Source organism: Nocardia amamiensis NBRC 102102, from assembly GCF_001612745.1.
In the GTDB taxonomy this organism is placed as follows: domain Bacteria; phylum Actinomycetota; class Actinomycetes; order Mycobacteriales; family Mycobacteriaceae; genus Nocardia; species Nocardia amamiensis.
In genome coordinates this window covers 12,255-36,245 of sequence record NZ_BDBA01000129.1, presented here as the reverse complement: position 1 = coordinate 36,245, position 23,991 = coordinate 12,255, and the positions used below count along the sequence as shown (strand labels likewise).

25 protein-coding genes are annotated in these 23,991 nt (G+C 67.7%); 14 read left to right on the top strand and 11 right to left on the bottom strand.

The annotated features are described in order from the left end of the window. The 4 genes from NA4_RS23415 to NA4_RS23400 form a co-directional block, all read right to left on the bottom strand. Nucleotides 1-786: Mur ligase family protein (locus NA4_RS23415; RefSeq protein WP_245671558.1), on the bottom strand; the 786-nt coding region annotated here is incomplete at its 3' end. 65 nt (nt 787-851) lie between these two features. Continuing rightward, nucleotides 852-1,493, bottom strand: coding sequence for a pyridoxamine 5'-phosphate oxidase family protein (locus NA4_RS23410; RefSeq protein ID WP_067473881.1), 642 nt, complete (start codon nt 1,491-1,493; stop codon nt 852-854). 80 nt (nt 1,494-1,573) lie between these two features. After that, entirely contained in the window at nt 1,574-3,349 is a 1,776-nt protein-coding gene (locus NA4_RS23405; RefSeq protein WP_067473878.1) for a hydroxysqualene dehydroxylase, read from the bottom strand. A gap of 241 nt (nt 3,350-3,590) precedes the next feature. Beyond that, nucleotides 3,591-4,538, bottom strand: coding sequence for an EamA family transporter (locus NA4_RS23400; RefSeq protein ID WP_067473900.1), 948 nt, complete (start codon nt 4,536-4,538; stop codon nt 3,591-3,593). A 111-nt stretch (nt 4,539-4,649) separates the two neighbouring features. Here NA4_RS23400 and NA4_RS23395 point away from each other — a divergent pair, with 111 nt between their 5' ends. Next, the gene (locus NA4_RS23395; protein ID WP_067473898.1) at nt 4,650-5,576 is read left to right on the top strand and encodes a LysR family transcriptional regulator; all 927 of its coding nucleotides are present in this window, start codon (nt 4,650-4,652) and stop codon (nt 5,574-5,576) included. A gap of 45 nt (nt 5,577-5,621) precedes the next feature. Here NA4_RS23395 and NA4_RS23390 read toward each other — a convergent pair whose 3' ends face one another. Both NA4_RS23390 and leuA read right to left on the bottom strand, forming a co-directional pair. Beyond that, the gene (locus tag NA4_RS23390) at nt 5,622-7,196 is read right to left on the bottom strand and encodes a MinD/ParA family ATP-binding protein (RefSeq protein ID WP_084497376.1); all 1,575 of its coding nucleotides are present in this window, start codon (nt 7,194-7,196) and stop codon (nt 5,622-5,624) included. Nucleotides 7,197-7,656: 460 nt separating this feature from the next. Next, nucleotides 7,657-9,450, bottom strand: a complete 1,794-nt coding sequence (gene leuA, locus NA4_RS23385) for a 2-isopropylmalate synthase (protein ID WP_067473871.1) — start codon at nt 9,448-9,450, stop codon at nt 7,657-7,659. A 268-nt stretch (nt 9,451-9,718) separates the two neighbouring features. Here leuA and NA4_RS23380 point away from each other — a divergent pair, with 268 nt between their 5' ends. The 5 genes from NA4_RS23380 (at nt 9,719) to NA4_RS23365 (ending at nt 15,040) form a co-directional block, all read left to right on the top strand. Further along, complete coding sequence (locus tag NA4_RS23380) at nt 9,719-10,486, top strand: sulfite exporter TauE/SafE family protein (protein ID WP_067473868.1); 768 nt, start codon at nt 9,719-9,721, stop codon at nt 10,484-10,486. A gap of 11 nt (nt 10,487-10,497) precedes the next feature. Further along, on the top strand, nt 10,498-10,665 hold the full coding sequence (locus NA4_RS39370; RefSeq protein WP_218022358.1) for a DUF1272 domain-containing protein: 168 nt from the start codon (nt 10,498-10,500) through the stop codon (nt 10,663-10,665). A 95-nt stretch (nt 10,666-10,760) separates the two neighbouring features. Next, the gene (locus NA4_RS23375) at nt 10,761-12,368 is read left to right on the top strand and encodes an alpha/beta hydrolase (protein WP_067473865.1); all 1,608 of its coding nucleotides are present in this window, start codon (nt 10,761-10,763) and stop codon (nt 12,366-12,368) included. A gap of 76 nt (nt 12,369-12,444) precedes the next feature. Continuing rightward, nucleotides 12,445-14,061, top strand: coding sequence for a GMC oxidoreductase (locus NA4_RS23370; RefSeq protein ID WP_067473862.1), 1,617 nt, complete (start codon nt 12,445-12,447; stop codon nt 14,059-14,061). 103 nt (nt 14,062-14,164) lie between these two features. Beyond that, entirely contained in the window at nt 14,165-15,040 is an 876-nt protein-coding gene (locus NA4_RS23365) for an ion transporter (RefSeq protein WP_245671557.1), read from the top strand. On the opposite strand, the gene NA4_RS23360 is transcribed toward NA4_RS23365, so the two are convergent. Both NA4_RS23360 and NA4_RS23355 read right to left on the bottom strand, forming a co-directional pair. Beyond that, a complete protein-coding gene (locus tag NA4_RS23360; RefSeq protein WP_067473859.1) occupies nt 15,018-16,229 on the bottom strand; it encodes a low temperature requirement protein A in 1,212 nt (403 codons plus the stop codon). The two genes, NA4_RS23365 and NA4_RS23360, sit on opposite strands and share 23 nt — an antisense overlap. Nucleotides 16,230-16,332: 103 nt before the next feature. After that, a complete protein-coding gene (locus NA4_RS23355) occupies nt 16,333-16,791 on the bottom strand; it encodes an SRPBCC family protein (protein WP_067473856.1) in 459 nt (152 codons plus the stop codon). Nucleotides 16,792-17,053: 262 nt separating this feature from the next. Between NA4_RS23355 and NA4_RS23350 the strand changes: the two genes are divergently transcribed. Next, nucleotides 17,054-17,401 carry a spore germination protein GerW family protein gene (locus NA4_RS23350; protein WP_067473853.1) on the top strand — a complete coding sequence of 116 codons (348 nt, stop codon included), beginning with the start codon at nt 17,054-17,056 and terminating at the stop codon, nt 17,399-17,401. A 62-nt stretch (nt 17,402-17,463) separates the two neighbouring features. Here the strand turns inward: NA4_RS23350 and NA4_RS23345 are convergent, their stop codons facing one another. Further along, nucleotides 17,464-17,649, bottom strand: coding sequence for a DUF1918 domain-containing protein (locus NA4_RS23345; protein ID WP_067473850.1), 186 nt, complete (start codon nt 17,647-17,649; stop codon nt 17,464-17,466). A gap of 63 nt (nt 17,650-17,712) precedes the next feature. Further along, on the bottom strand, nt 17,713-18,291 hold the full coding sequence (locus NA4_RS23340) for a TetR/AcrR family transcriptional regulator (protein ID WP_067473847.1): 579 nt from the start codon (nt 18,289-18,291) through the stop codon (nt 17,713-17,715). Nucleotides 18,292-18,365: 74 nt separating this feature from the next. Between NA4_RS23340 and NA4_RS23335 the strand changes: the two genes are divergently transcribed. Both NA4_RS23335 and NA4_RS23330 read left to right on the top strand, forming a co-directional pair. After that, complete coding sequence (locus tag NA4_RS23335; protein ID WP_067473894.1) at nt 18,366-18,941, top strand: dihydrofolate reductase family protein; 576 nt, start codon at nt 18,366-18,368, stop codon at nt 18,939-18,941. A 32-nt stretch (nt 18,942-18,973) separates the two neighbouring features. Next, nucleotides 18,974-19,549, top strand: coding sequence for a dihydrofolate reductase family protein (locus tag NA4_RS23330; protein ID WP_067473844.1), 576 nt, complete (start codon nt 18,974-18,976; stop codon nt 19,547-19,549). A 6-nt stretch (nt 19,550-19,555) separates the two neighbouring features. Here NA4_RS23330 and NA4_RS23325 read toward each other — a convergent pair whose 3' ends face one another. Next, on the bottom strand, nt 19,556-19,969 hold the full coding sequence (locus NA4_RS23325; protein ID WP_067473892.1) for a secondary thiamine-phosphate synthase enzyme YjbQ: 414 nt from the start codon (nt 19,967-19,969) through the stop codon (nt 19,556-19,558). Between the two features lie 164 nt (nt 19,970-20,133). On the opposite strand from NA4_RS23325, the gene NA4_RS23320 reads away from it, so the two are divergent. The 5 genes from NA4_RS23320 (at nt 20,134) to NA4_RS23300 (ending at nt 23,972) form a co-directional block, all read left to right on the top strand. After that, entirely contained in the window at nt 20,134-21,399 is a 1,266-nt protein-coding gene (locus NA4_RS23320) for an aspartate kinase (protein WP_067473888.1), read from the top strand. Between the two features lie 3 nt (nt 21,400-21,402). Continuing rightward, nucleotides 21,403-22,437, top strand: coding sequence for an aspartate-semialdehyde dehydrogenase (locus tag NA4_RS23315; protein ID WP_067473841.1), 1,035 nt, complete (start codon nt 21,403-21,405; stop codon nt 22,435-22,437). A gap of 64 nt (nt 22,438-22,501) precedes the next feature. Beyond that, the gene (locus tag NA4_RS23310) at nt 22,502-22,750 is read left to right on the top strand and encodes a type II toxin-antitoxin system Phd/YefM family antitoxin (protein WP_067473838.1); all 249 of its coding nucleotides are present in this window, start codon (nt 22,502-22,504) and stop codon (nt 22,748-22,750) included. Then, nucleotides 22,747-23,004 (top strand): Txe/YoeB family addiction module toxin, encoded by a 258-nt coding sequence (locus tag NA4_RS23305; RefSeq protein WP_067473835.1) that lies wholly within the window; start codon nt 22,747-22,749, stop codon nt 23,002-23,004. Before NA4_RS23310 ends, NA4_RS23305 begins: the two co-directional genes overlap by 4 nt. A 41-nt stretch (nt 23,005-23,045) precedes the next feature. Then, nucleotides 23,046-23,972 (top strand): aminotransferase class IV, encoded by a 927-nt coding sequence (locus NA4_RS23300; protein WP_067473832.1) that lies wholly within the window; start codon nt 23,046-23,048, stop codon nt 23,970-23,972. The last annotated feature ends 19 nt before the right edge of the window (nt 23,973-23,991 follow it).

Here is a 23,991-nt window from a genome sequence, read left to right as displayed (position 1 = left end):
GGCGGCCACCGCCTGCGCGGCATTGCCGCGATTGGCCCGTCCCGGCAGTGCCAGCCGCAACGGGAAACGCGCCCCGCCCGGACCGACCAGATCGTCGCCGTCCAGCGACCAATCGGGTTCGGGGCGTTGGAAATCCGCGCCGGTGCTGCGCCAGTGCGCGCCCTCCCAGATGATCGGCTCACCACTGCGCGGGCAGCTGGTCGCGTCCATCGCCCAGCCGCTGCCCGCGGCCACCCACACCACATTGGGGTGGTCGTAGGCGATCGAGGTGACCAGCACGTCGTCGCAGTTCGCGATCACCACGGTGGCCGGGTGCTTCGCCAGCCCGGCGCGCAGCTTGCGCTCGATCATGTTGATCTCGCCGACCCGGTCGAGCTGGTCGCGGCTGAGGTTCAGCAGGACCACCGCCGACGGGTTGAGCGAGTCGGTGACGTGCGGCAGGTGCAGTTCGTCCACCTCGATCGCGGCCAGCGGCGCACGCCGGTGGGCGTTGAGCGCGGCAACGATGCCCGCGTCCATGTTGGCGCCGTCGGCCTGGGTCGCGACCTGGCCGAGCGTGCCGAGCGCGGCGGTGGTCATCCTGGTGGTGGTGGACTTGCCGTTCGTGCCGGTGACCAGCACGGTGCGCCGCTGCCGGCCGAGCTGGTCCATGACCGTCGGATCGATCTTCAACGCGATCAGGCCGCCGATCATCGAGCCCTTGCCGCGACCCGCTTTCTGCGAAGCCCAGGACGCCGCACCCGCCGCCGCGAGCGCGAACCGTCCGCGCACCGATATGTCTGCCACGTCGCGAGTCTATGTTCGCCCCGCGATCCGGGCGCGGCGCGGTCCAGTGGCGTGGGCCACCCGACTCAGTCGCGATAGAGCTTCGCCTGGTAGCTCTCCGGCGAGTAGTAGTGCTCCAGCTCCTCGAGTGTCTCGGCAATATTCGTCTGCAGCTCTTTGACCAGGCAGGCAGCACTCGGCAGGGTGTCGAGGGGCCACTGCTCCGGCTCCCACAGATGGCTGCGGATGAACGCCTTGGCGCAGTGGAAGAAGATCTGCTCGATGTCCACCTCGACGGCGAGGATCGGGCGATGGCCGCGCACCACCATGTCGTCGAAGTAGGGCGCGTCACGCACCAGCCGGGCCCGTCCGTTGATCCGCAACGTCTCGCGGCGGCCCGGGATCAGGAACAGCAGGCCGACGTGCGGGTTGCCCAGGATATTGAGGTAGCCGTCGGCGCGCCGGTTGCCGGGACGCTCCGGGATGGCGAGCGTCCTGTCGTCGAGCACGTGGACGAACCCAGCCGGATCGCCCTTCGGCGAGGCGTCGCAGTTGCCGTCGCCGTCGCTGGTGCTCATCACCAGGAACGGGGAGTTCGCGATCCACTCCCGGTCCCGCGCGTGCAGGGCGACTCGCTCCTTGGTGGCGGCGCGCGGCATCACGTCGCCGAGTAACTGTCGCAGGTCCGCCGGGTCGGTGATCTCGTTCGGGACGGTGCTCTCGGGCATACGCCGATTCAAGCACCGCCCGGGACGGTATGGCGATCGAATTCCGTTCTGGTGGGCGCGGATCGATCGCCCGGCTGGGATCAGACCGGCACGTCGAACATGTTTCGCTGCCCGGCCGCGTAACGGTGGGCGTCGATCAGGCGCAGCGGTTCCAGTTCCGGCGCTCGGTACAGCGTGAACAACCGGCAGCGCTCGGCGTTCGAACCGGCCACGTCCAGTACTGCGTTCACCGCGGCGCGGGCGGATTCGTTGGCGCCCTCCATGGTGGCCAGATCGACGTTCGTGCGCACGTAATCGCCTGCCAGGAACAGGTTTTCCAGCGCGCCGTGCGGGTCGGGCCGGTACTCCCAGGAACCCGCGGTGTTGATCAGTAGCGGGTCGGCGTTGGCGTTGCGCCGCGGTCCCTCCTGCCAGCTGATGCCCGGGTCGAGGAACCAGGAGTGCAGGTCGGCGTCGCGCAGCAGCTCACCCCGATCGTCGAGGTGGGCCTTGATCTGGGCCCACGCCTCGCGCGCGATCTCCTCGTGCGTGCACTCCTTGGCCGGTTTGCCGAACACGACGCCGGGGGTGTTCCAGTCGGAGATGTCCACCGACAGGCAGTCCTGCACGCTGCCGTCGCCGAATTCGGTGAGCTTGCGGCGCCACAGCTGATTCTGGCTGATCGAGGTGAGCGACCACGGCGCGTCGATGTAGGCGGTATGGCCGCGCGCGATGTCGACCGGTCGGCGCAGGTAGAACTGGATGCCGTTCATCCAGTCGGTGACGAGCTGGTCCATCGCGGCCAATTCCGGCCGCACCGCCAGCACCTGCGGCGACCACAGCGTGCGGGCCCGCTCGGCGGGCAGTGCGACGACGAAGTAATCGGCCTCGATGGTCCGCTCGGCGCCGGTTTCGTCCACCGCGCGGGCAGCGGTGATCCTGCGGTCTTGCACCTGGAGCCCGCGCACTTCGGTGCCGAGCACGAATTCCGCGCCCAGCTCACGGATTCGCCGCGTCCACGGGTCGATCCAGACCGCGTTGGTCGGGCCGTTCAGCACGCGGTCCAAGCCGCCGTCGTTGCCGATCTCGAAGGGATTGCCGAGGAACTGCTCGCCCATGGTGCCGATGGTGCGCACGCTCGCCGCGTGCTCCTTCGCGGCGACCATGATGCTGGTCAGTGTGCGGGACAGCAGCGCACGGAACTCGTGCGAGCGCGCGTGGCCCCCGACGAAGTCGTGCCAGGAGGTGTGCTCCCACTGGCCGAAGCGGCGGGCATCGCAGCTGGAATTGAAGACCAGCAGGCGCTCGGCGAAGTAGATCCCTTCTCTGGGAGGCATTTTCAGCGCTGTTGCCAGGGCGGCGCCGAGCGTTTCCCGGAAGCCTTCCGGGGTGAATCCGGCGCGGGCGCGCGGACCGAGCGGCACGCGGAAGTCGTCGCCGCCGCGCCGGGCGAAGCGCGCCTCCGGCACCGCGACGAGGTTGTCCCAGACGCCATTCGAATTGCCCGGGAACGGGATTCGGCGCATAGTGTCCGGCACGTGTTGATAGAAGCCGGGAAAGAAGCGAAATCCGTGTTCTCCGGGTAGATCCGGCCGTCCCCCTGCTCCGGTGCCCGGCACCCCGACGCTACGGGCTTTGCCCCCCCAGGCGCGTCTTTCGTAGATGGTGACCCGGAATCCACGCTCGGCTAGCTCATGCGCCGCGGTCAGACCGGCGACGCCGCCGCCGAGAATCGCGACCCGCGGACCACCAGGACTCGCCGCCACCGGCGCCGGTCTCAGAGCACCCGCCGCCAGTCCCCCCGCCGTTGCCACCCCTGCCACAACCGTGCCACGAATAAGTGCCCTTCGCGAGACGGTCCACTGTTGTTCTGCCATGCGCCGATCTGCTGTCTGACTGGGACCAACTTCCACGCTCGGGCACTACTGTAAAGCGACAGGTCTTCCTGGTCGCATCGACCCCGCAAACCGACATAGGGGACGGGTCGCCCTATCGGTGCGGACGAGCGACACCGAGTTAGCCGAGCAGCCGCCCGCCCAAGAGGGACGGGCGGCGCCTCGACCGGTCATCGTGTCGACCGGCCGGTCAGCCCTGGGGGAACTGATCATGCCGTGTGCTTCAGGCCCTGGGTCGCCCTGCGCTTATCAGGGCTTTCGTCGGCGCGGCGGCGGCGTCCACGGGTGGCTTTCGCGGCTTGCTCGACGTCGCGACGAAGGCGCCTGTGATCACCACGACACCACCGGCAAGCGACAGCAGAGTGGGGGTCTCGCCGAGGAATGCCCAGGCTGCAGCTATCCCGACGACCGGAACCAGCAGCGAGAACGGGGCGACCGTGCCCGCCGGGTAGCGGCCCATCAGATAGGTCCACAGTCCGCTCCCGACGACCGTGGCCAAGATGGCGATGTAAGCCAGCGCCACCAGAGCGGGCCAACCAGCCAGTGAAAAGGACTCGGTGAGGGCGTGCAGACCGGCGGTGGGCCCCTCGGTGAATACGGACAGCACGAACAGCGGCAATGGCGGAATGGCCGTGGTCCACAGCATCAGGTGCAGCGGATTGACATCGGCGGTCTCGGTACCGGCCAAGCGTGCACCGATATTGCCGAACGCCCAGCCCAGGCCGCCCGCCAGCGTCAGCAGCACCGGAAGCAGAGTGGCGTGTTCCAGCCGGTCCCACCCGATCACCGCTATTCCGGCGACCGCGACGGCGATGCCCGCGATCTGCACCGGCCGAATTCGCTCGCCCAGCATCAGCGCACCGAGCACCACGGTGAACGGCGCCGAGGATTGCAGCACCAGCGAAGCGAGCCCGGTCGGCATTCCGACCCGCATGGCGGTGAACAGGAATGCGAACTGCAAGATGCCGAAACCGGTGCCGTACAGCAGAATCCAGCGCGTTCGCACCGGTGGGCGCGGAATGAACAACAGTGCCGGAATCGCCAGCACCGCGAAACGCAGTGCCGCGAAGAAGAACGGCGGGAAGTGGTCCAGCCCCACCCGGATGGCGAGGAAGTTCAGGCCCCAGAGCAGGACGACGGTGCAGCCGAGCAGGCGATCGCGAGTGGTCACGTGTTTCATCGTGCGGTCGCCGAACAATCAGAACAATCGAATAAATGTGGATAAATAATGTAGTGTTACTTAATGGTTTCCGGATCCGGGAAGGCCGTACCCGGCCCGCCCATGGCCTTGGAACGGCTGCGTGTACTGCGTGAACTCGCCGATCGCGGCACGGTTGCCGCCGTGGCCGCCGCGTTGTCGATGACGCCCTCGGCGGTTTCCCAGCAGCTCAAGGTGCTGGCCAAGGAAGCGGGCGTGGCCCTGCTGGAACCCGACGGCCGACGCGTCCGGCTTACCGACGCCGGGCGGGCGTTGGTGGTGCGCGCTGACGAGGTGCTCGCGGCTATGGATCGCGCGGTCGCCGAGATGGCGCACTATCGCGGCTCCCCGCGCGGCCGGGTCCGCGTAGCGGTATTCCCTTCGGGTGGAGCCCTGTTGCTACCCCATGTGCTGGGCGGGATGGCGGACAGCGGTGTGGACGTGGTCGCGCGAGACGAGGACGTGCCCCCTTCCGAGGTAGCACGACTGCTCGCCGACTATGACGTGGTACTGACCCATCGCGACGAACGCGCCGCGCCGATCGCCGATCCCCGTGTCGCGACTCGGGTGCTCATGCGCGAGCCGATCGACGTGGTCGCGGCTGCGACGCATCGGCTCGCCGGCCGCTCGGTCGTCGCGCCGGAAGAGCTGGCCGACGAGACCTGGCTGAGCGTGCGCGGCGGCTTCCCGGTCGACGACGTGCTGCGCTCCATCGCCACCGTGACCGGCGTGCAGCCGCGGATAGCGCAGCGGCTCAATGATTTCCGCGTGATCGAGACGCTGGTCGCCACCGGCTACGGCGTCGCGCTCATGCCGCGCTACGCGGTGAGCGATCCCACGCTCGCGGTGCTTCGGCTGTCCGGTGTGCGCGCCGCCCGGATGTACGAACTGGCCATCCGGCCGCGCGCCGACGCCCGTCCGGCCATCGCCGCCGTGCTCGCGGCCTTCGAGTCGGCCGCCGCGCTGGCGACGGCCGACTCCGCGAAAGCGACGGACAAGACTTCGTCCTGAGGCGGGACGACATCCACCGCGCCGCGGCGGATGTGCTTGTCCCGATCACATTCCTGGCGGTCCGGGGTAACGGTAGGGGTGCTGGGACTGCGTGTTGACGTAGTTGAAGTCGTCCGCAACCATCGCCGCCAGTTCGAGCAGGGCCCGCCGCGTGGGCTTGCCCACCAGTTCCAGGTCGATCTCGGCTCCCTCGGCGAGGTGGTCGTCGAACGGCACCACCTGCACCGCGCGGGTGCGGTCCAGGAACAGCTTGCGCAGCTGGTCGAGATCCACGGTCGACGCGCCGCGCCGGGAAGCGTTCACCACCACGACCGTTCGCTCCACCAGCTTGCCGTAGCCGTGGTGGTCGAGCCAGTCCAGGGTCGCCGAGGCGCTGCGCGCGCCGTCGATGGCCGGGGAGGTGACCAGCACCAGCGAACTGGCCATGTCGAGCACCCCCGCCATCGCGGAGTGCATCAAACCGGTGCCGCAGTCGGTCAGGATGATGTTGTAGAACGACTGCAGGATGCCGATCGCCTTGCGGTAGTCCGCCTCGCTGAACGCCTCGGACACCGCCGGATCCTGTTCGCTGGCAAGCACTTCCAGGCGGCTCGGCGCCTGCGAGGTGTGTGCGCGCACGTCCGAGTACCTGGTGATGTTCTGGTCCTCGAGCAGATTGCGCACGGTGGAGCGGGTCTGGCGCGGCACTCGGTGCGCCAGCGTGCCGAGGTCGGGATTGGCATCGATCGCGATCACCCGGTCACCGCGCTGCGATGCGAAGGTGGAGCCGAGGCCGACCGTGGTCGTGGTCTTGCCGACGCCACCCTTCAGCGAGAGGATCGCGATCCGGTAGTCGCCGCGCACGGGCTGATTCACCCGGTCGACCAAGTCCTGATAGACGACGTCGGCGGCCGACTCGCCCGGGTTGATCATGCCGCCGGAAGCCTTGTGCACGGCACGGCGCCACCCACTGCGCGGCGCCCTGCGGGCCCGCCGGAGCAGATTCAGATCGTTGACCGAGTGCCCCGGCTGTCCGGGTTGCGGCACATGCTGCGGCTGGAAAGGCTGTGCGGGCTGGTGCGGATTCGGCTGGCCCTGCCAGCCCGGTCCTTGGGGTTGCCCGATCGGCGCTGGGGGCGGCGGCGGTTGGTAGGCGGGCGGCGGTGGTGGTTGATGCGTCACCGGCGGAGGCGGTGGTGCCCAGCTGTAGATCGGCCCGCTGGGATCGGACTGCGGCGCAGCGGGTTCCGGTGGTAAGGAGTCCATGCGGTACTCGCCATAGCCGGGATCATGCCCGGGCATGGGAATCGGGTGGCTACCACTGGTGTTCGGCGGCGGTTGAAATGCGCCGGTAGGGAACGGCTCCCCGGGAAATGACGGCGGCGCATATGCACCGGCACCCGGTGCGGCGTAGGGGCCGTACGGCTCGGCGGGCGGCGGACCGTAGGACTGTGCGGGCCCAGCGTGCGGGTAGACCGTGGTCTGCTCGGTCGAGCCTTGCGGCTCCGGCTGTTCGGGCTGTGCGTCCGGCTGATCCAGCCCATCGGCCACGTCGGTTTCCTTCGCTTCCACGCCGCCGGTGTGCTCGGCCGACGGGTCGGTGGCCGACGACTCCGCCTCGGTGACTTCGGCCGTGTCCACGGAATGACTCTGCAGCCAGGGCGGAGAGGTCGGATTGTGGTCGTTTGTTGTCACGGTTCCCCCATCTGCTCGGGAGTTCGAGCAGAGAGCTCGGCGCTTGGAGTGCGAATCCACGCTAGCACGGGGTTCGCTGCGCCGTGTCGCGGTAGGTAGGGCGGACGCGCCGAGCGACACGCCATCGACAAATGGTCTGCGACAGCGAGATCGGGCGCCGCGCGGACGAACCGCCACGGCGCCCTCGCCAGACGCGTTCCGGGACAGGCGTACCTCCGCCTTCGCTCCGGCCATGCGCGGGCTGCGGACGGACTGCGTCCGACTGCGTCCTCTCTGCGTACTCCGCCTTCGCTCCGGCCATGCGCGGGCTGCGGACGGACTGCGTCCGGCTGTGTCCTCTCTGCGTACTCCGCCTTCGCTCCGGCCGTGCGTACCTCCGCCTTCGCTCCGGCCGGAGCGACGGGAATCAGTGCGCCCGGTTGACCGCCGACACCACCGCACGCAGCGACGCGGTGGTGATCGAGGTGGCGATACCGACTCCCCACACCACCTTGTCGCCGATCGCGCACTCCACGTAAGCGGCGGCCTGCGCGTCGTCACCTGCGGACATCGCGTGCTCGGAGTAGTCCAAGACCTCGACGTTGTAGCCGACGCTCGCGATCGCGTCGACGAACGCGGCCAGCGGTCCGTTGCCCTTGCCGGTGATCTCCTGCTCGACGCCGTCGACCTTCACCACCGCCACGATCGAGTCGACCCCGCCGTCGGTCTCCGACGCGGTGACCCGCTGGCGCATCCGCTCCAGCGGGCGGATCGGGCTCAGGTACTCCTCGGAGAAGACGTCCCACATCTCCTTGGGCGTCACCTCGCCGCCCTCGCCGTCGGTGATCCGCTGGATCGCCTGGGAGAACTCGATCTGCAGCCGCCGCGGCAGCGCCAATCCGTGATCGGTCTTCATGATGTAGGCGACGCCGCCCTTGCCGGACTGCGAGTTGACCCGGATGACCGCCTCGTAGGTGCGGCCGACGTCCTTCGGGTCGATCGGCAGGTAGGGCACTTCCCAGACGATGTCGGCGACGTCCGCTCCGGCGGCGTCCGCCGTTGCCTTCATCGCGTCCAAGCCCTTGTTGATCGCGTCCTGGTGGCTGCCGGAGAACGCGGTGTAGACCAGGTCGCCGCCGTACGGGTGGCGCTCGTGCACCGGCAGCTGGTTGCAGTATTCGACGGTGCGGCGGATCTCATCGATGTCGGAGAAGTTGATCTGCGGGTCGATGCCGCGGGAGAACAGGTTCATCCCCAGCGTGACCAGGCAGACATTGCCGGTGCGCTCGCCATTGCCGAACAGGCAACCCTCGATCCGGTCGGCGCCCGCCTGGAAGCCCAGCTCGGCGGCGGCCACGGCGGTGCCGCGGTCGTTGTGCGGGTGCAGCGACAGCACGATCGCGTCGCGACGGGCCAGGTTGCGGCTCATCCATTCGATCGAGTCGGCGTAGACGTTCGGCGTCGCCATCTCGACGGTGGCAGGCAGGTTGATGATCAGCGGCTTGTCCGGTGTCGGCGCGATGATCTCCGAGACCGCGTCGCACACATCCTTGGCGTACTCCAACTCGGTGCCGGTGTAGGACTCGGGGCTGTACTCGTAACGCCAGTTGGTGTCCGGGTAGCGCTTCTCGGTCTCCAGGCACAGCGCAGCGGCGTCGGTCGCGATCTTCTTCACCGCCGCGCGATCGGCGCGGAACACCACTTTCCGCTGCAGGATCGAGGTCGAGTTGTAGAAGTGGACGATCACGTTCTGCGCGCCGGCGCAGGCCTCGAAGGTGCGTTCGATCAGCTCGGCCCGGCACTGGGTCAGCACCTGGATGGTCACGTCGTCGGGGATGGCGCCGTCTTCGATGATCTCGCGGACGAAATCGAAGTCGGTCTGGCTGGCGGAGGGGAAGCCGACCTCGATCTCCTTGTAGCCCATCCGCACCAGCAGATCGAACATGCGGCGCTTGCGCGCCGGGCTCATCGGGTCGATCAGCGCCTGGTTACCGTCGCGCAAGTCGACCGCACACCACCCGGGCGCCCGGTCGATGACCTTCTCCGGCCAGGTGCGGTCGGGCAAGGTGATCGGCTCGACCTCCTCGGCGAACGGCCGATAGCGGAACGCCGGCATCGAGGAGTTCTTCTGCTTGTTCCACGCCGGCTGGTCGGCGGGGGCGGGTTTGCTCGGCGCCGTGATGGTCTTGGCGCCGGATACGAACGCGTCAGCAGGGGACATGGGGAGTCTCTCCGTGGGGTGTGGTTTTTCCCAAAGGGCTGGGTCGACCGGCGCGGCAAAACCCCGCGACGGGAGCCGGTCCGATCAGACCCCGTCGCGGCGGCCGAGAAGAAGTGCCCGCTGCATGATGTTCGCGAGCTTACCGTGCCGCGACAGCGCCGGGAAGGGCGGTCCCGTCGTCGGGTGATCCGATGACCCGCTACGGTTCGGTCCGGTAGTGGCACGCTTGTACGGGCCCAGCGGCCCGGCGGGACGTCAAAGGATAGCTATGACCTGGCTGGAGCAACTGGCCGTGTTCGGTGCGGGTATCGCGGCGGGCGGTATCAACACGATCGTCGGCTCGGGCACGCTGATCACTTTCCCTGTTCTACTCGCCTTCGGGTTGCCGCCGGTCACCGCGAATGTGTCCAACACCATAGGTCTGGTGCCCGGTTCGCTCAGCGGTGTGCACGGCTACCGCCGCGAATTGGCCGGGCAGCGGGACCGGCTGCTGCGGCTGGGCACCGCCTCGCTACTCGGCGGCATCACGGGGGCGGTGCTGCTGCTCGTGCTTCCGCCCGCGGCGTTCAAGGCGATCGTGCCGGTGCTGATCGCCGTGGCGCTGGTCCTGGTCGTGGTGCAGCCGCGGCTGGCGAGCTGGGTGAAGCGCAGGCGGGAGAACGACGGCGCGCCGGTCCCGGAGCACGGCGGCGCCATCCTCTTCGCCGCGATCTACGCGGCAGGCATCTATGGCGGGTACTTCGGCGCCGCCCAGGGCGTACTGCTGATCGGGTTGCTCGGCGTCTTCGTGCACGACGACATCCAGCGCCTCAACGGCACGAAGAACGCGCTCGCGTTGATCGTGAACGCCGTGTCCGCGGTGATCTTCATCGTGATCGCCGACGTGGACTGGCGGGCGGCCGCGTTGATCGCGCTCGGCTCGATCATCGGCGGCCAGCTCGGCGCCAAGATGGGCAGGCGGATGCCGCCGACCGTGCTGCGCGCCGTCATCGTCGTGGTCGGTCTGATCGCAGTGATCCGCCTGGTGACGTCATAGTGGCATTGGAAATGCGTGCCCTGTGTGAGCGCTGCGGAACCGCGCTCACCCCCGATGGCCCCGCCGTGATCTGTAGCTATGAATGCACCTTCTGCGGGCGGTGCGATACCGAGTTGCACGGCGTCTGCCCGAACTGCGGCGGCGAACTGGTACGGCGGCCGCGGCGGGCGTCGGCGTAGTGCGCATCCCAGGAGGGCGCCCGGAGAATCTCAGGGTCCGATGTCAGCCCTGAGGAGGACGACGCCCGCCCATGCGGGGGCACAGGATGTTATCCGTGCGTAGCTGGAAGTTGGTCGCCGTCGCCCTCGCCATCGTGCTACCGGCGGTGAGCGCCTGTGCCGGAACGCCGAGCCGCCATGAGTCGGCTGTCGCCGATCTGGTCGCGCAGGCCGACGCGGCGCCGACACCGCGGCTGGACTGGGCGCGGTGCGCCGAGCCGCGGCTGAGCAAGTTCGAGTGCGCGACAGCGGCCGTGCCGGTGGACTACGCCCGTCCCGACGGCCCGACCTTCCCGCTCGCGGTCGTGCGCCAGCGGGCCGCCGACCCGGAGCGGCGGATCGGCACGTTGTTCGCGGCGGTGGGTGGTCCTGGCGGTTCGGGATTGCAGTGGGCGGCCGAGGGAGAGTTGATCGGCGGCGAGATCGCGCGCCGGTTCGACGTGATCACCTTCGACCAGCGCGGCGTCGGCCGCAGCGGACAGGTGCGGTGCTTCGCGAATGCCGAACAGCAGCAACAGTTCTGGTCCGGGGCGTGGTTGCCGCCGGCGAATCCCGAACAGGAGCGGGCCGCCGCGGCGGCAAGTCGCGAGCTGGCGGCAGGGTGCGCCGAGCACGGCGGCCCGCTGCTCGGGCATCTGACCACGGTCGACGTCGCGCGCGATCTCGACCTGCTGCGCCGCGCGGTCGGCGACCCGCAGCTGACCTACGAAGGCGGTTCCTACGCAAGCTACCTGGGCCAGGTGTACGGCGCACTGTTCGGCGACCGGGTACGCGCGCTGCACCTGGCTTCGATGATCGACCCGGACACGTACACCAACGACACCCGAAGCTTGATCGAGAGCACCTCGGCCGGTACCGAGGAGGTACTGAGCGAGTTCCTGCGACTGTGCGCGGAGGCGGGACGACCGCGGTGCGCCTTCGCGGCCGGGGGCGGCCCGAACGACCCTGCCGCGCATGAGAGTACCGGCAAACCCGACCTGCGTGCCCGCAACGACGCTGTGCTGCAACGCCTTCGGGAGGCGCCGATCGTCGTCGGGACCGGCGCGGGGGCGCGCAGCGTCACCTACTCCGAGGCCATGTCCGCGCATGCGCTGCTGCTGTACGACCCGAAAGAGGGATGGCCCGCCCTGGGGCAGTTGCTCGCCGAACTGGAGCGTGGTCCCGCGGGCGATGCGGGTGCCGTGAGCGAGATCTTGACGGTCATCGCGGAACCGGGTGACTTCTTCCTCGACGCCTTTACCGCGATCTCCTGTGCCGACAACACCTTTCCGCGCGACCCCGGTCAATGGCCCGCGCTGGCACGGGATCTCGCGGCAATCAGTCCCACATACGGCGCGTACTGGCTGTATCTGCGCCAAGCCTGCGCGTCTTGGCCGTCACCGCCCGAGGGGTATAGCCAGCGCTACACCGGACCGTGGATCCTGCGGTCGGACACCCCTGCGCTGCTGGTCAACAACCGATTCGATCCGGTTACCCCGCTGACCGCCGCGCGGCGCGCACAGGACGAATTGGTGAACGCCAGGCTGGTCGTCGTGGACGGGGGTTATGGGCACACCCCGCTCAACGACTGCACCCGGAAGTTGCGGGAGCGCTACCTCATCGACTTGCACCTGCCCGCTCCGGGGGCCACTTGCCGCGCCGACGAGACGCCGTTCGGTCGATAGCAAAATCGGATATCTGGTGACAAAACGGGAATACCGGTAGTCTGCGCACGCTAGGCGTGAAAATGGAAGGTGACCGGTGCGTAGACGTGCCTTGTTCAAGGCGGCGGGCACGGCCGCGCTGCTCGGTGCTGTGGGAACGACGGCCGGTACCAGTGCGGCGTCCACGGACCCGGCGTGGGAGGCCTTGTTCCGCGGTTGGGTACCGGAAATCTTTGCGCCGCTTCCTGATCCACCTCAGCATTCGCCCGCGATAGTCATCGGCTCCGGCTTCGGCGCCGCGGTCACCGCGCTGCGCCTGGCCGAGGCCGGTATCGCCACCACCGTACTGGAACGCGGTTCACGCTGGCCGAACGACCCGTGGCGGGAGATCTTCACCGGCGACGATCTGCCCGACGGTCGCGGCTTCTGGCACCGAACTCACTTCACCGGCGTCACCAAGGTGCCGATGCGGTTCGCCAGCTTCGGCGGCGTGCTGGACTGCACGGAGTACCCGGGCATCGATGTCTGGCGGGCGGCGGCGGTCGGCGGCGGCTCGGTGATCTTCAGCGGAGCCATGATCGCCCCGGAACGCCGTTTCTTCGACCACGTCTTCGGCGGCACCGTCGACTACGGCGAGATGGAGCGCGTCTACTACCCGCGGGTGCGGGGGATGCTGCGGCTGAGCGCGATTCCCGCGGACATCTACCAGTCCTCGCCGTTCGCCCACTCTCGTGCCTGGGACGATCAGGTGCGCAAGGCCGGCTACCACCCGCAGCCGAACGACTCGATCTTCAACTGGGACATCCTGCGCGCCGAACTATCCGGAGCCGCACGGCCTTCGGCCACCGCGGCCAGAAGCAACCTGGGCAACTCCAACGGCGCCAAATTCGACCTGAACCAGAACTACTTGCGGAACGCGCAGAACACCGGCCGCTGCGCGATATTCCCCGGACACCGTGTCGACGCCATCGCGCAGGACGGCGACCGTTACGCGGTCACCATGGCGAAGCTGTCGCCCACCGGTGACGTACTGGCCACCCGCACGGTCACCTGTGATCGGCTCTTCCTCGGCGCGGGTTCGATCGGTACCTCCGAACTGCTGGTCCGCGCCCAGGCCACCGGTGCGCTGCCCCGCCTGAACGAGCACATCGGCGACGGATGGGGCACCAACGGCGACGTGGTGCTGGCCCGTGGCGCGAGCGCGCTGGCCGGGCACGGCCAAGGCGTGCCGAGCGCGAGCCGGATCTTCGACGAATCCGGTGCGCCGCTGACCCTGGAGAGCTGGTACATCCCCGGCATCCCGTTCGAGACCGGCGCGCTGGCCTCGCTCGGCATGGTGCTCGACCCGACCCGCACCCGGTTCGGTTACAACCCGGCAACGAACGGCGTCGGGCTCAGTTGGTCGGCGAAGAACCGCGACGACATCGTGGCCGCGGCGCGCGCGGTCGACCACCGGATCGCCGAACGCGCGGGCGCGCTCGTCGAGTACGGCGCTCTCGGTTATGACGCGAACGCGTTGTTCACCGCGCATCCGCTCGGCGGCGCGGTGCTGGGGCGTGCCACGGACAACCATGGGCGCGTGCACGGCCACCCCGGGCTGTACGTGATGGACGGCGCCGCGGTGCCCGGCAGTACCGGAACGGTCAACCCGTCGCTCACCATCGCCGCACTGGCCGAACGCAATATCGAGGCGATCGTCCGCGCCGGTCGCTGATCGAATCGGTGCCGGCGGCCTGCCGCGTTCCTCAACCGTGCCGAGCGTGCTTTGCTCGTACTACTGTCGGCGGCACCGTTCGGCGTCGAAGGGATCCCCAGTAGTGTCCGCTCCCACCTCCAGCTCGGGCATCGGCGGCTCGCCTCGCGAGCGATACGGTCTGCGGGAAGCGCCGCAGCCGCAGGAGTATCCGCGCAAGCCGCCCATGCTGTGGACCGATTTCGTGATGCTGGCGCTGGCCATCGTCTCGGTGGCGCTGGTCGTCTGGATCACCGTCTTCCCGGTTTCCGGGCACACCTACCGCGTGGTCGTGTTCGTCGACTGGTCGTTGTGCGCGGTGTTCGCCGCGGAGTTCCTGTGGCGCTGGCGCCGCGCGGGCTGGCCGTGGACCTACCCGCTCGTCTACTGGTACGAAGTCCTCGGCATGATCCCGGTGACCAGCCCCTTCTTCCGCGGCTTCCGGCTGCTGCGGATCGTGGTCATCGCCGTCCGCCTCGCTCGGGTGGCCGACCGGGTGTTCGGCGACCGCGTGACCGCCGCTGTAGTGAATCACTTCGTGGCGGCCATCGTGGACACCATCCGCCGCCCGATGACGATCGCGGTGATGGACGAGGTGGCGAACGTGCTGCGCACCGGCCACTACACCCGTAATATCGCGGCGGCGCTGGAGGAGAACCGCGCCGAACTGGACGAGATGATCCTCGAACTGATCAAGAAGGACCCGCAGGCGGGCCGGGTGCGCTACATCCCGTTCCACGACGAGATCATCCGGCTGATCGCCGACACCGCGTTCCGCATCGTGTTACAGGTGCTGGAAGACCCGCGGACCGACGAACTCGTCTCGGATATGTTGCGGGAGAACATCGATCAGATCCGCGACGCGGTCCGCGACGGCGTCCGGGTGCCGCCGTCGGCGTACGGCCCGACGCCGCGCGAGAACGGCGTCCGGCACCAGCTCACGCGGCTGCCGCGTGCCTGATCTCGTCCCTCGGCTGCGCGAATCGGACGGTCTCCCAAGCGATCAGCCCGATCAGGACAACGCACAGCAGGGACAGCGATGCCAGCGCGGGCAGCGCGCAGGCCACCGGGATGAGCGCGAGCAGCACCGCCGCGGCGACCACTCGGGGCACCGTGACGATGCCCGTGGCGTAGTGCTTGAACCCCACGAGCGCGATCAAGTACAGCGCGACGCCGCCGTAGAGGGAGTACAGCGGAATTCCGTAGAGCGCGTCCTTCAGGGTGTGGTGCGAGGAGTCGCCGACGTAGTAGAGCACCTTCTTCAGCCCGAGCGACAGCGCGATGATCCCGACGATCATCGGGAAATGCCAGAAGGTGTAGGAAACCGTTGCGATCTTGATCTGCCGCGCGCCGGTAGCGCGCGCGAGTTCGTGTTCCACCGACAGGGCGGCCACGTCGAAATACGCCCACCACAGCAGACCGGAAATGGCCAGGCCAAGCATCGAGCCGAGTGCGATCGGCCAGGAGATCGGCAGCCCCGCCACTCCGATGCCGATCGAGACGATGGATTCACCGAGCGCGACGATGATGATCAGCCCGTACCGCTCGACGAAGTGTCGCGCCGAATTCAACCGCCAATCGGTCCCCGCGAACAGCGTCCACAGGTAGTCGCCCGCGATGGCGGCGATCCACAGCGCGATCTGCGCACGGCCGGACGTCATCGCGGCGACGACCAGCAGCGTGGTGCCGATGGTGATCGAGCCGAGCGCCCAGCGCAGCACCTGGTTCCGCAGTTGGGAGTCCTCGGAGCTGGCCAGCCAGAACATCCCGACGTGTACCAACCGGACGATCAGGTAGGCGATGGCGAAGACCAGCGGGCCGAACCAGCCGCCGGGCTTGTCGGCGAACGCCTCGGGAATGGTGAGCGCCGCCAGGAAGCCGCCGCCCATCGCGGCGAACATCGCGAGCCGTGCGATGCCCTCGTCGGCGCGAACCACGTTGCCGAGCCAGGAGTACGCGATCCACAGCCACCACGTCACCCCGAGCACCAGCAAGGCGCGCAGCATGTTCTTCGCGCTGGTCTCCTCGGCGGCCAGGCCGGCGACCATGGTGAACGCGAAGACGAGCACGAGGTCGAAGAACAGCTCGAGCTGGGTTACCGATGCGTCTTCCGCCACCGGCTGGAACCGAACCCGTTTGGTACCGATCATGGTGCCTATCGTCGCACTCCGGCCGGTCCGGTGCTGGTTCGCTACTTGCCGGGGCAGGCAATTTCGCGCAGAGCGCAGCGCCGCGGGCAATTATTCGCTTTGGCTATATGTGTTGATAGTTTTCCGGTTCCGGGAAACGCTCGGCGAACTCGATGAAGCACTCCACCACTACTTCATTGGCCTTGCGGACGGTGCGTTTGAGCAGGAATCCGGGAATCGGGAGGGGTAGATACAGCTCGACGTGGTACCAGACATGCGTGCCGTCGACGCGGTCGGACACCTCGAACCAGCCGCCGCCCCGCACGCCGCGAGTGCTGTCGGCGACGACCCACGAGCACCGGCCGTCGGTCCAATCGTATTCCAGCACTTGCAGATCCCCGCTGCCGAGCAGCTCCGCCCGGACGAAGACGCGCAGCGGCCTGCGCCACCGGTCGCGCGTCGCGACCCGCACGTCGCTGTAGGAGGATGACCAGTCCGGTAGTGATTCCACGGCAATCAGGGCGTCCATGACCTGCGCGGGGTCGGTGTCGACGAAGAATCGGATGTCTGTTTTGGTGCGCATGGCATACCTCCGACCCCCGGGTGGACAAGTCGGCCGATTGTGGCCGCCATTTGTCGGCGTCGTCAACCTGACCGCTGACACCGATTCTGGATTACCCTGGATAACATGCCGTTATCTGCTCGAGATCGGGGATTGGCCACTGTCCGAACAACTTCCGAGTAGCAGGTTTCGCGCGGAAGGGCTCGCGCTCAGCCCGCTCGCATACGATCGGATCGGAAAGAGCGTCGCTGTCCGACGCCCTCGGTACGGGTGGGAGGTTGTCATGAAGTACGCCGAACTGCTGGCGCAGGTGCGGGACACGTTCACGGTGCGCCGGGTCTACGGGGAGCCGTACGAATCCGATGGGGCAGTGATCATTCCCGCCGCCTGCGTCGGAGGCGGCGGGGGTGGGGGCGGAGGCGGTGGCAAAGACGCCGAAGGGGAGGGCGGCGGCGAAGGAGTGGGATTCGGTCTGGCCGCCAGGCCCGTCGGCGCGTACGTGCTGCGCGACGGTCGACTCACCTGGCACCCGGCTGTGGACGTCACCGCGATCATCGAGACGGCCGGCAAGGTGCTGATCGCGGGCATCGTTGCATTCGCGCTGACGCGCCTCCGCACGCGTCGGGCCTGATCGGACCCGCGCCGGGCCGAGCGCAGGCGAAGTAGCCGCCTAGCGCTCGTCCGGCGTGGCGTTCAGTTGGCGGGCTCGACCACCGCATCAGGTCCCGGATATATCAAGGACTCGTGACCGTCGGAGTAGCGCACCAAGTAGGGCGGCGTCCCGTCCGGGCCGCGGACCTCGATGATCTCGGCCAGGTGATCCACTTCTCCCACCACGTGTCCGTGTACGCAGAGTCGATCTCCTACATGTGCGATCATCGCCCCATTATCGAACGGAGTGCTGCGCGTCACAACCATTCCGTGAAGCTATGGGGTGTCGATTCAGTCGTCTCCGCCGATGACCCGCTCGACGGCGGCCTCGATCAATGCCTGGCTCTGTTCCTCGGTGAACACCTCGGGCAGGGTGAGCCGATCGACAATCAGCCAGTTGAGCGCCAAGTAGAGCAGCAGCACCGATTTCTCGTCGCCGGGCATGCCGGACTCGATGTGGTTGCGCACGTTGAATTCGATGTCCTTGCGCACCCGCTCGCTCAGCACGGCGCGCAGTTCCGGTCGCCTGGTCGCCTCCAGGCGCAATTCGAGCAGGGCCAAGTAGCCGGTGCGAAACGCCTCGATGCGCCCGACCGTCTCCCGCATCAGCTCGATGATGTTCGCTCGGTTCTTCGGCCCGTCGGTCAGCTTGGCCATGGTCTCTTCGCTCGGTTGTAGCCGCTCGTAGAAGCGGCCGCCGGCCTGCGTCAGCAGGTCGTCGCGATTGGCGAAGTAGTTCGACGCCGTGCCCGCCGGTACCGCGGCCTCTTTGTCCACCGCGCGGAAGGTCAGTCCGCGTGCGCCGTCGCGCGCGAGAACTTCGATCGCCGCGTCCACCAGCGCCTGTCGTCGTTCCGGGTTGGTCCGCACTTGACACCACTCCAGTCGTAGTACTACATTTCAAATCACTACGAACAGAGTACAACGAGTCAGGCGGTATGGGTATGCGAAAGTTTGTCTACTACGTGGGCGTGTCCCTCGACGGCTACATCGCGGGTCCTGAGGGGCAGTACGACTTCTACCCGCTCGACGATGCGATGACAGCCTGGGCTATCGGCGAATACCCGGAGTTCGTGCCGGGCTTCCTGCGCGCACAGGCTGGAATGGCGGTGGATGAGCCGAACAAGCGGTTCGACACGGCGGTGATGGGCCGGGGTAGCTACGAGCCCGGGTTGTCCCTTGGTGTGACCAGCCCGTACCCGCACCTGAAGCAGTACGTGGTGTCCAGCACGCTCGGTTCCGTCGACGATCCGGCCGTCGAGGTGGTCGAGCGCGACCCCGTCGAGCTCGTCCGGGGGCTGAAGCGGGCCGAGGGCGGCGACATCTGGCTGGTGGGTGGCGGCAAGCTCGCCGCCGAACTGCTCGGCGAAATCGACGAGATGATCATCAAGAGCTACCCCGTTGTCGCAGGCGGCGGCATATCCGTGTTCTCCGGCGCGTTCCGTCCGACGCTGTTCACTCCGGTTCAGCGCAGGGAATTCGGCAACGGTGCGCAGGTCACCTGGTTCACCCGCGCCTGACCGCCGACCGAATCCAGAGAAAGAGGTATCCCATGCGAAAACTCGTCTACTTCGTCGGTCTTTCACTCGACGGCTACATCGCGGGCCCGAATGGCGAAATCGACTTCTACCCGGTAGCCGACGACATGTGGGAATGGGTGTGCGCGGAGTATCCCGAGACCCTGCCCACCCATGTGCGCCCGCACGTCGGGCTCGACGTGGACGCGCCGAACCAGAAATTCGACACGCTGGTGATGGGTCGCGGCACCTACGATCCGGCGCTGGCCATCGGCGTGACCAGTCCGTACGCGCACATGAAGCAGTACGTGGTGTCCAGCACGCTGGGCCGGATCGAAGATCCGAGCGTCGAGTTGGTCGAGCGCGATCCGGTCGGGCTGGTCCGCGAACTCAAGCGACAGGACGGCATGGACATCTGGCTGGCAGGCGGCGGCAAGTTCGCCGCAGCGCTGCTGGAGGAGATCGATGAACTGGTGATCAAGAGCTATCCCGTGGTCGCGGGCACCGGCGTCCCCGGGTTCGCGGGCGAGTTCCGTCCCACGCAGTTCCGGCCGACCGAGCGCAGGCAGCTCAGCGGCGGCGTTCAGGTCAGCTGGTTCAGCAGGGCCTGAGCCAGATCAGCCGGCGTCGGAGAGGAACGACAGCCGTACCTGCCGGTCCGGGTTGTCTACGTTGAGATCGACCAGCGCGATCGACTGCCAGGTGCCGAGGGCCAGCTTCCCGCCGAGCACCGGGACCGTCGCGTACGGCGGGATCAGCGCGGGCATCACGTGGGAGCGCCCGTGGCCGCGGGAGCCGTGCGCGTGCCGCCATCGGTCGTCGGCGGGCAGCAGATCGCGCAGCGCGGCCAGCAGGTCGTCGTCGCTGCGTGCGCCCAATTCCATGATCGCGATCCCCGCGGTGGCGTGCGGGACGAAGATGTGCAGCAGCCCGTCGCCACCCGCTTCGCGGACGAATGTCGCGCACTGCGATGTGATGTCCTGCACCACCTCGCTGTGGCCCGTTCTCACCTCGAGCAGCGTGCTCTTCATACCCTCATGGTCTCGCATCGCGCGCGGGCCGCGCGTCCGGCCCGGGATCGGATGCGGCTGTGGGGTTTTGCACAAGCCGGGTAGGTATCGGCAAAACCGCTGGCACCCGGCCGGTAGTCTGGATGACTGTTACCAGTTTGTTGTCGATCTTGGAGGACCCTGTCGTGGCTCTCGTGGTTCAGAAGTACGGAGGATCCTCGGTAGCGACCGCCGAGCGTATCCGGCGCGTCGCTGAACGGATCGTGGAGACCAAGAAGCAGGGCCACGACGTGGTGGTCGTGTGCTCCGCCATGGGCGACACCACCGACGAACTGCTCGATCTCGCCCAGCAGGTGGCGCCCGCGGCGCCCGCCCGCGAGATGGACATGCTGCTCACCTCCGGTGAGCGCATCTCCAACGCGCTGGTCGCCATGGCCATCCACTCCCTCGGCGCCGAGGCGCGCTCGTTCACGGGCTCGCAGGCAGGTGTGATCACCACGGGCGCGCACGGCAACGCCAAGATCATCGACGTGACCCCCGGCCGGGTCCGGGACGCGCTCGACGAGGGCCTCGTCGTGCTGGTCGCTGGCTTCCAGGGCGTCAGCCAGGACAGCAGGGACGTCACCACGCTGGGCCGCGGCGGTTCGGACACCACCGCGGTCGCGCTGGCCGCCGCGCTGAACGCGGACGTCTGCGAGATCTACACCGACGTGGACGGCGTCTTCACCGCCGACCCGCGGATCGTGCCCGACGCGCAGCGGCTCGAGCAGGTCTCCTACGAGGAGATGCTGGAACTGGCGGCCTGCGGCGCCAAGGTGCTGATGCTGCGCTGCGTCGAATACGCCCGCCGCTACAACGTGCCCGTGCATGTGCGCTCGTCCTACACCGACAAGCGGGGCACCTACGTTTCTGGATCGATGGAGGACATCCCCTTGGAGCAAGCAATCCTCACCGGCGTCGCACATGACCGCAGCGAGGCCAAGGTGACCGTGGTCGGGCTGCCGGACGAGCCGGGCTACGCCGCCAAGGTGTTCCGCGCCGTCGCCGACGCCGAGATCAACATCGACATGGTTCTGCAGAACATCTCGAAGGTCGAGACCGGCAAGACCGACATCACCTTCACGCTGCCGAAGACCGAGGGCGCCCGCGCGGTCGAGATGCTGACCAAGCGGCAGGCCGACATCGGTTTCTCCCAGGTGCTCTACGACGACCACATCGGCAAGGTTTCGCTGGTCGGCGCGGGCATGAAGAGCCACCCCGGGGTCACCGCCACGTTCTGTGAGGCGCTGGCCAAGGCGGGTGTGAACATCGATCTGATCTCCACCTCGGAGATCCGGATCTCGGTGCTGGTCAAGGACACCGAACTGGACGAGGCGGTCAAGGTGCTGCACAAGGCGTTCGACCTCGGCGGCGACGAGGTCGCGGTGGTCCACGCGGGAACGGGGCGATAGGCCATGGGGATTCGGGTAGGAGTCGTCGGCGCGACCGGACAGGTCGGCGCTGTCATGCGGAAGCTGCTGGACGAGCGCAACTTCCCCGCCGACGAGGTGCGGTTCTTCGCCTCGGCGCGTTCGGCGGGCAAGACGCTGCCGTGGCGCGGCCGCGAGATCGTGGTCGAGGACACCGAGACCGCCGATCCGTCCGGCTTGGACATCGCGCTGTTCTCCGCCGGAGCCACCATGTCCCGGGTGCAGGCTCCGCGTTTCGCGGCGGCCGGTGTCACCGTGATCGACAACTCGTCGGCCTGGCGCAAGGACCCCGAAGTCCCGCTGGTGGTCAGCGAGGTCAACCCGGAGCAGACGCGCAATCTGGTCAAGGGCATCATCGCCAATCCGAACTGCACCACCATGGCGGCGATGCCGGTGCTCAAGCCGCTGCACGACATCGCGGGACTGCGCCGCCTGATCGTGTCCAGCTACCAGGCGGTGTCCGGCAGCGGCCTGGCCGGTGTCGACGAGCTGGCGGGCCAGGCGCGTGCCGTGATCGATGACGCCGAGAAGCTGACCCAGGACGGCCGCGCCGTCGACTTCCCCCCGCCGAACAAGTACGTCGCGCCGATCGCGTTCAACGTGCTTCCGCTGGCCGGTTCGCTGGTCGACGACGGCTCCGGCGAGACCGACGAGGATCAGAAGCTGCGCAACGAGAGCCGCAAGATCCTGGGCATCCCGGATCTCGCGGTGAGCGGCACCTGCGTGCGCGTCCCGGTGTTCACCGGCCACTCGCTGTCGGTGAACGCCGAATTCGCCGAGCCGCTCTCCGTCGAGCACGCCAAGGAGATCCTGGCCAAGGCCCCCGGCGTCAAGCTGGTCGACGTGCCCACCCCATTGGCCGCGGCCGGTGTCGACGATTCCCTCGTCGGCCGCATCCGCCAAGACCCCGGCGTCCCCGACGGTCGCGGTCTCGCCCTGTTCATCTCGGGCGACAACCTGCGAAAGGGCGCCGCCCTCAACACGATTCAGATCGCCGAGGTGCTGCTCAGCAACCGCTGAATTTCTGGCGACACCCCCGAGCCCAGTGGTACCATATCCGGTACGACTGGGCTTGGGAGGCATCATGGCTGCAGCGATTACGGTGAGCGAAGCACGCAAGAAGCTGTTTCCCCTGGTCAAAAAGGTCAATGAGGATCACGACACGATCGAGATCGTGGCGAAGGGGGGAAATGCTGTGCTGATGTCGAAGGCAGACTACGACTCGCTGATGACGACCGTAGAGTTGCTGAGCGGGCGCGATGGGGGGCGCCTACGTCGATCGATCCAGGAACTCGAGAACGGTGGCGGTATCGAACGCGACCTCATCGAATGAGAGTCGTCTTTTCCGAGTCCGCATGGGAGGAATACTCGGCGTGGCTTCAGCGCGACCGTGTTGTGCTGAAGAAGGTCAACGTGCTGATCAAGGCGATTCTGTCCGATCCTTTCGAAGGCATCGGCAAGCCCGAGCCGTTGAAGCATGACCTGGCGGGATACTGGTCCCGTCGAATCACGCAGGAACACCGCATCGTCTATCGAGTGGTGGATGATGCGCTCTGGATCGCCAAGGTCGGCAAGCACTACGAATAATAGGTTCGCCTGCTCGGTGGTTGCGCTGTTAGCCTGCGGCGATGGCTAACCCTTATCCCCACGTGTATCTCGGCGACCGGATCGTTGCGGCCGATGCGGCCGTGGTCGGTGTCGCATCGTCCGCGGTGTTGTACGGACTGAGCGTCTACACCGTCTTCCCGGTGCACGTGGAAGGGGCGGCGCGGACCGCATTTCGGCTGGATGATCATTTCCGGCGGCTCGAGGAGTCGTGCAAGATCATCGGGATCGATCGGTTCGCCGTGGAGTGGGATTTCGCCAGGTTTCGCGCCGCCGTCGTGGAACTGATCGCGGCGAACGCCCCCGCCGAGGATGTCTTCGTGCGGGCGACGGTGCACGTGGTCGAATCCATTCCGGGCACTCGGGTGCGCGGCTGCGCGATCCAGGTGAGCATATTCGTCTACGACGCGGTGCCGATCGTCCCGCAGGACGGGATGCGGCTGAAGTCCAGCCCGTGGCGGCGGATTCCGGACAACGCCATCCCCTCCCGCGCCAAGGTCAATGGCGCGTATGTGAATTCGGTCCTGGCCAAGCAGGACGCGATCGACAGCGGCTACGACGACTGCGTCTTCCTCGACGGCAACGGCCATGTCTGCGAACTCAGCGCGGCCAATATCTTCCTGGTCCGGGGCGGCACGCTGATCACCCCGGACGTGTCCTGCGACATCCTCGACGGCATCAACCGCAGGACCGTCCTTACCCTGGCGGCCGAGGACGGCATTCCGGTGGTCGAACGCACCGTGGACCTCACCGAGCTGTACATCGCCGACGAGGTCTTCGTCACCGGAACCTCAGCCGGCGCGGCCCCGGTCGTCGAGGTAGACGGTCGCATGGTCGCCGACGGCGCACCGGGGCCGATCTCGCAAGCGCTGCGCAAGCGCCATTACGCCGCGCTGCGCACCGACGAGGTGCACGGATGGGTCACGAATTTGTCCGCTGCCGAACTTTAGGAGCCCAGGAAGGGTTTTC

Coding starts and splice junctions, on each gene's coding strand:
- NA4_RS23325 (WP_067473892.1), bottom strand. CDS start 19,969: ATGAAGAGCACGCTGCTCGAGGTGAGAACGGGCCACAGCGAGGTGGTG.
- NA4_RS23360 (WP_067473859.1), bottom strand. CDS start 16,229: ATGATCGGTACCAAACGGGTTCGGTTCCAGCCGGTGGCGGAAGACGCA.
- NA4_RS23315 (WP_067473841.1), top strand. CDS start 21,403: ATGGGGATTCGGGTAGGAGTCGTCGGCGCGACCGGACAGGTCGGCGCT.
- NA4_RS23300 (WP_067473832.1), top strand. CDS start 23,046: ATGGCTAACCCTTATCCCCACGTGTATCTCGGCGACCGGATCGTTGCG.
- NA4_RS23330 (WP_067473844.1), top strand. CDS start 18,974: ATGCGAAAACTCGTCTACTTCGTCGGTCTTTCACTCGACGGCTACATC.
- NA4_RS23395 (WP_067473898.1), top strand. CDS start 4,650: ATGGCCTTGGAACGGCTGCGTGTACTGCGTGAACTCGCCGATCGCGGC.
- NA4_RS23335 (WP_067473894.1), top strand. CDS start 18,366: ATGCGAAAGTTTGTCTACTACGTGGGCGTGTCCCTCGACGGCTACATC.
- leuA (WP_067473871.1), bottom strand. CDS start 9,450: ATGTCCCCTGCTGACGCGTTCGTATCCGGCGCCAAGACCATCACGGCG.
- NA4_RS23355 (WP_067473856.1), bottom strand. CDS start 16,791: ATGCGCACCAAAACAGACATCCGATTCTTCGTCGACACCGACCCCGCG.
- NA4_RS23380 (WP_067473868.1), top strand. CDS start 9,719: ATGACCTGGCTGGAGCAACTGGCCGTGTTCGGTGCGGGTATCGCGGCG.
- NA4_RS23405 (WP_067473878.1), bottom strand. CDS start 3,349: ATGGCAGAACAACAGTGGACCGTCTCGCGAAGGGCACTTATTCGTGGC.
- NA4_RS23305 (WP_067473835.1), top strand. CDS start 22,747: ATGAGAGTCGTCTTTTCCGAGTCCGCATGGGAGGAATACTCGGCGTGG.
- NA4_RS23310 (WP_067473838.1), top strand. CDS start 22,502: ATGGCTGCAGCGATTACGGTGAGCGAAGCACGCAAGAAGCTGTTTCCC.
- NA4_RS23350 (WP_067473853.1), top strand. CDS start 17,054: ATGAAGTACGCCGAACTGCTGGCGCAGGTGCGGGACACGTTCACGGTG.
- NA4_RS39370 (WP_218022358.1), top strand. CDS start 10,498: ATGCGTGCCCTGTGTGAGCGCTGCGGAACCGCGCTCACCCCCGATGGC.
- NA4_RS23410 (WP_067473881.1), bottom strand. CDS start 1,493: ATGCCCGAGAGCACCGTCCCGAACGAGATCACCGACCCGGCGGACCTG.
- NA4_RS23345 (WP_067473850.1), bottom strand. CDS start 17,649: ATGATCGCACATGTAGGAGATCGACTCTGCGTACACGGACACGTGGTG.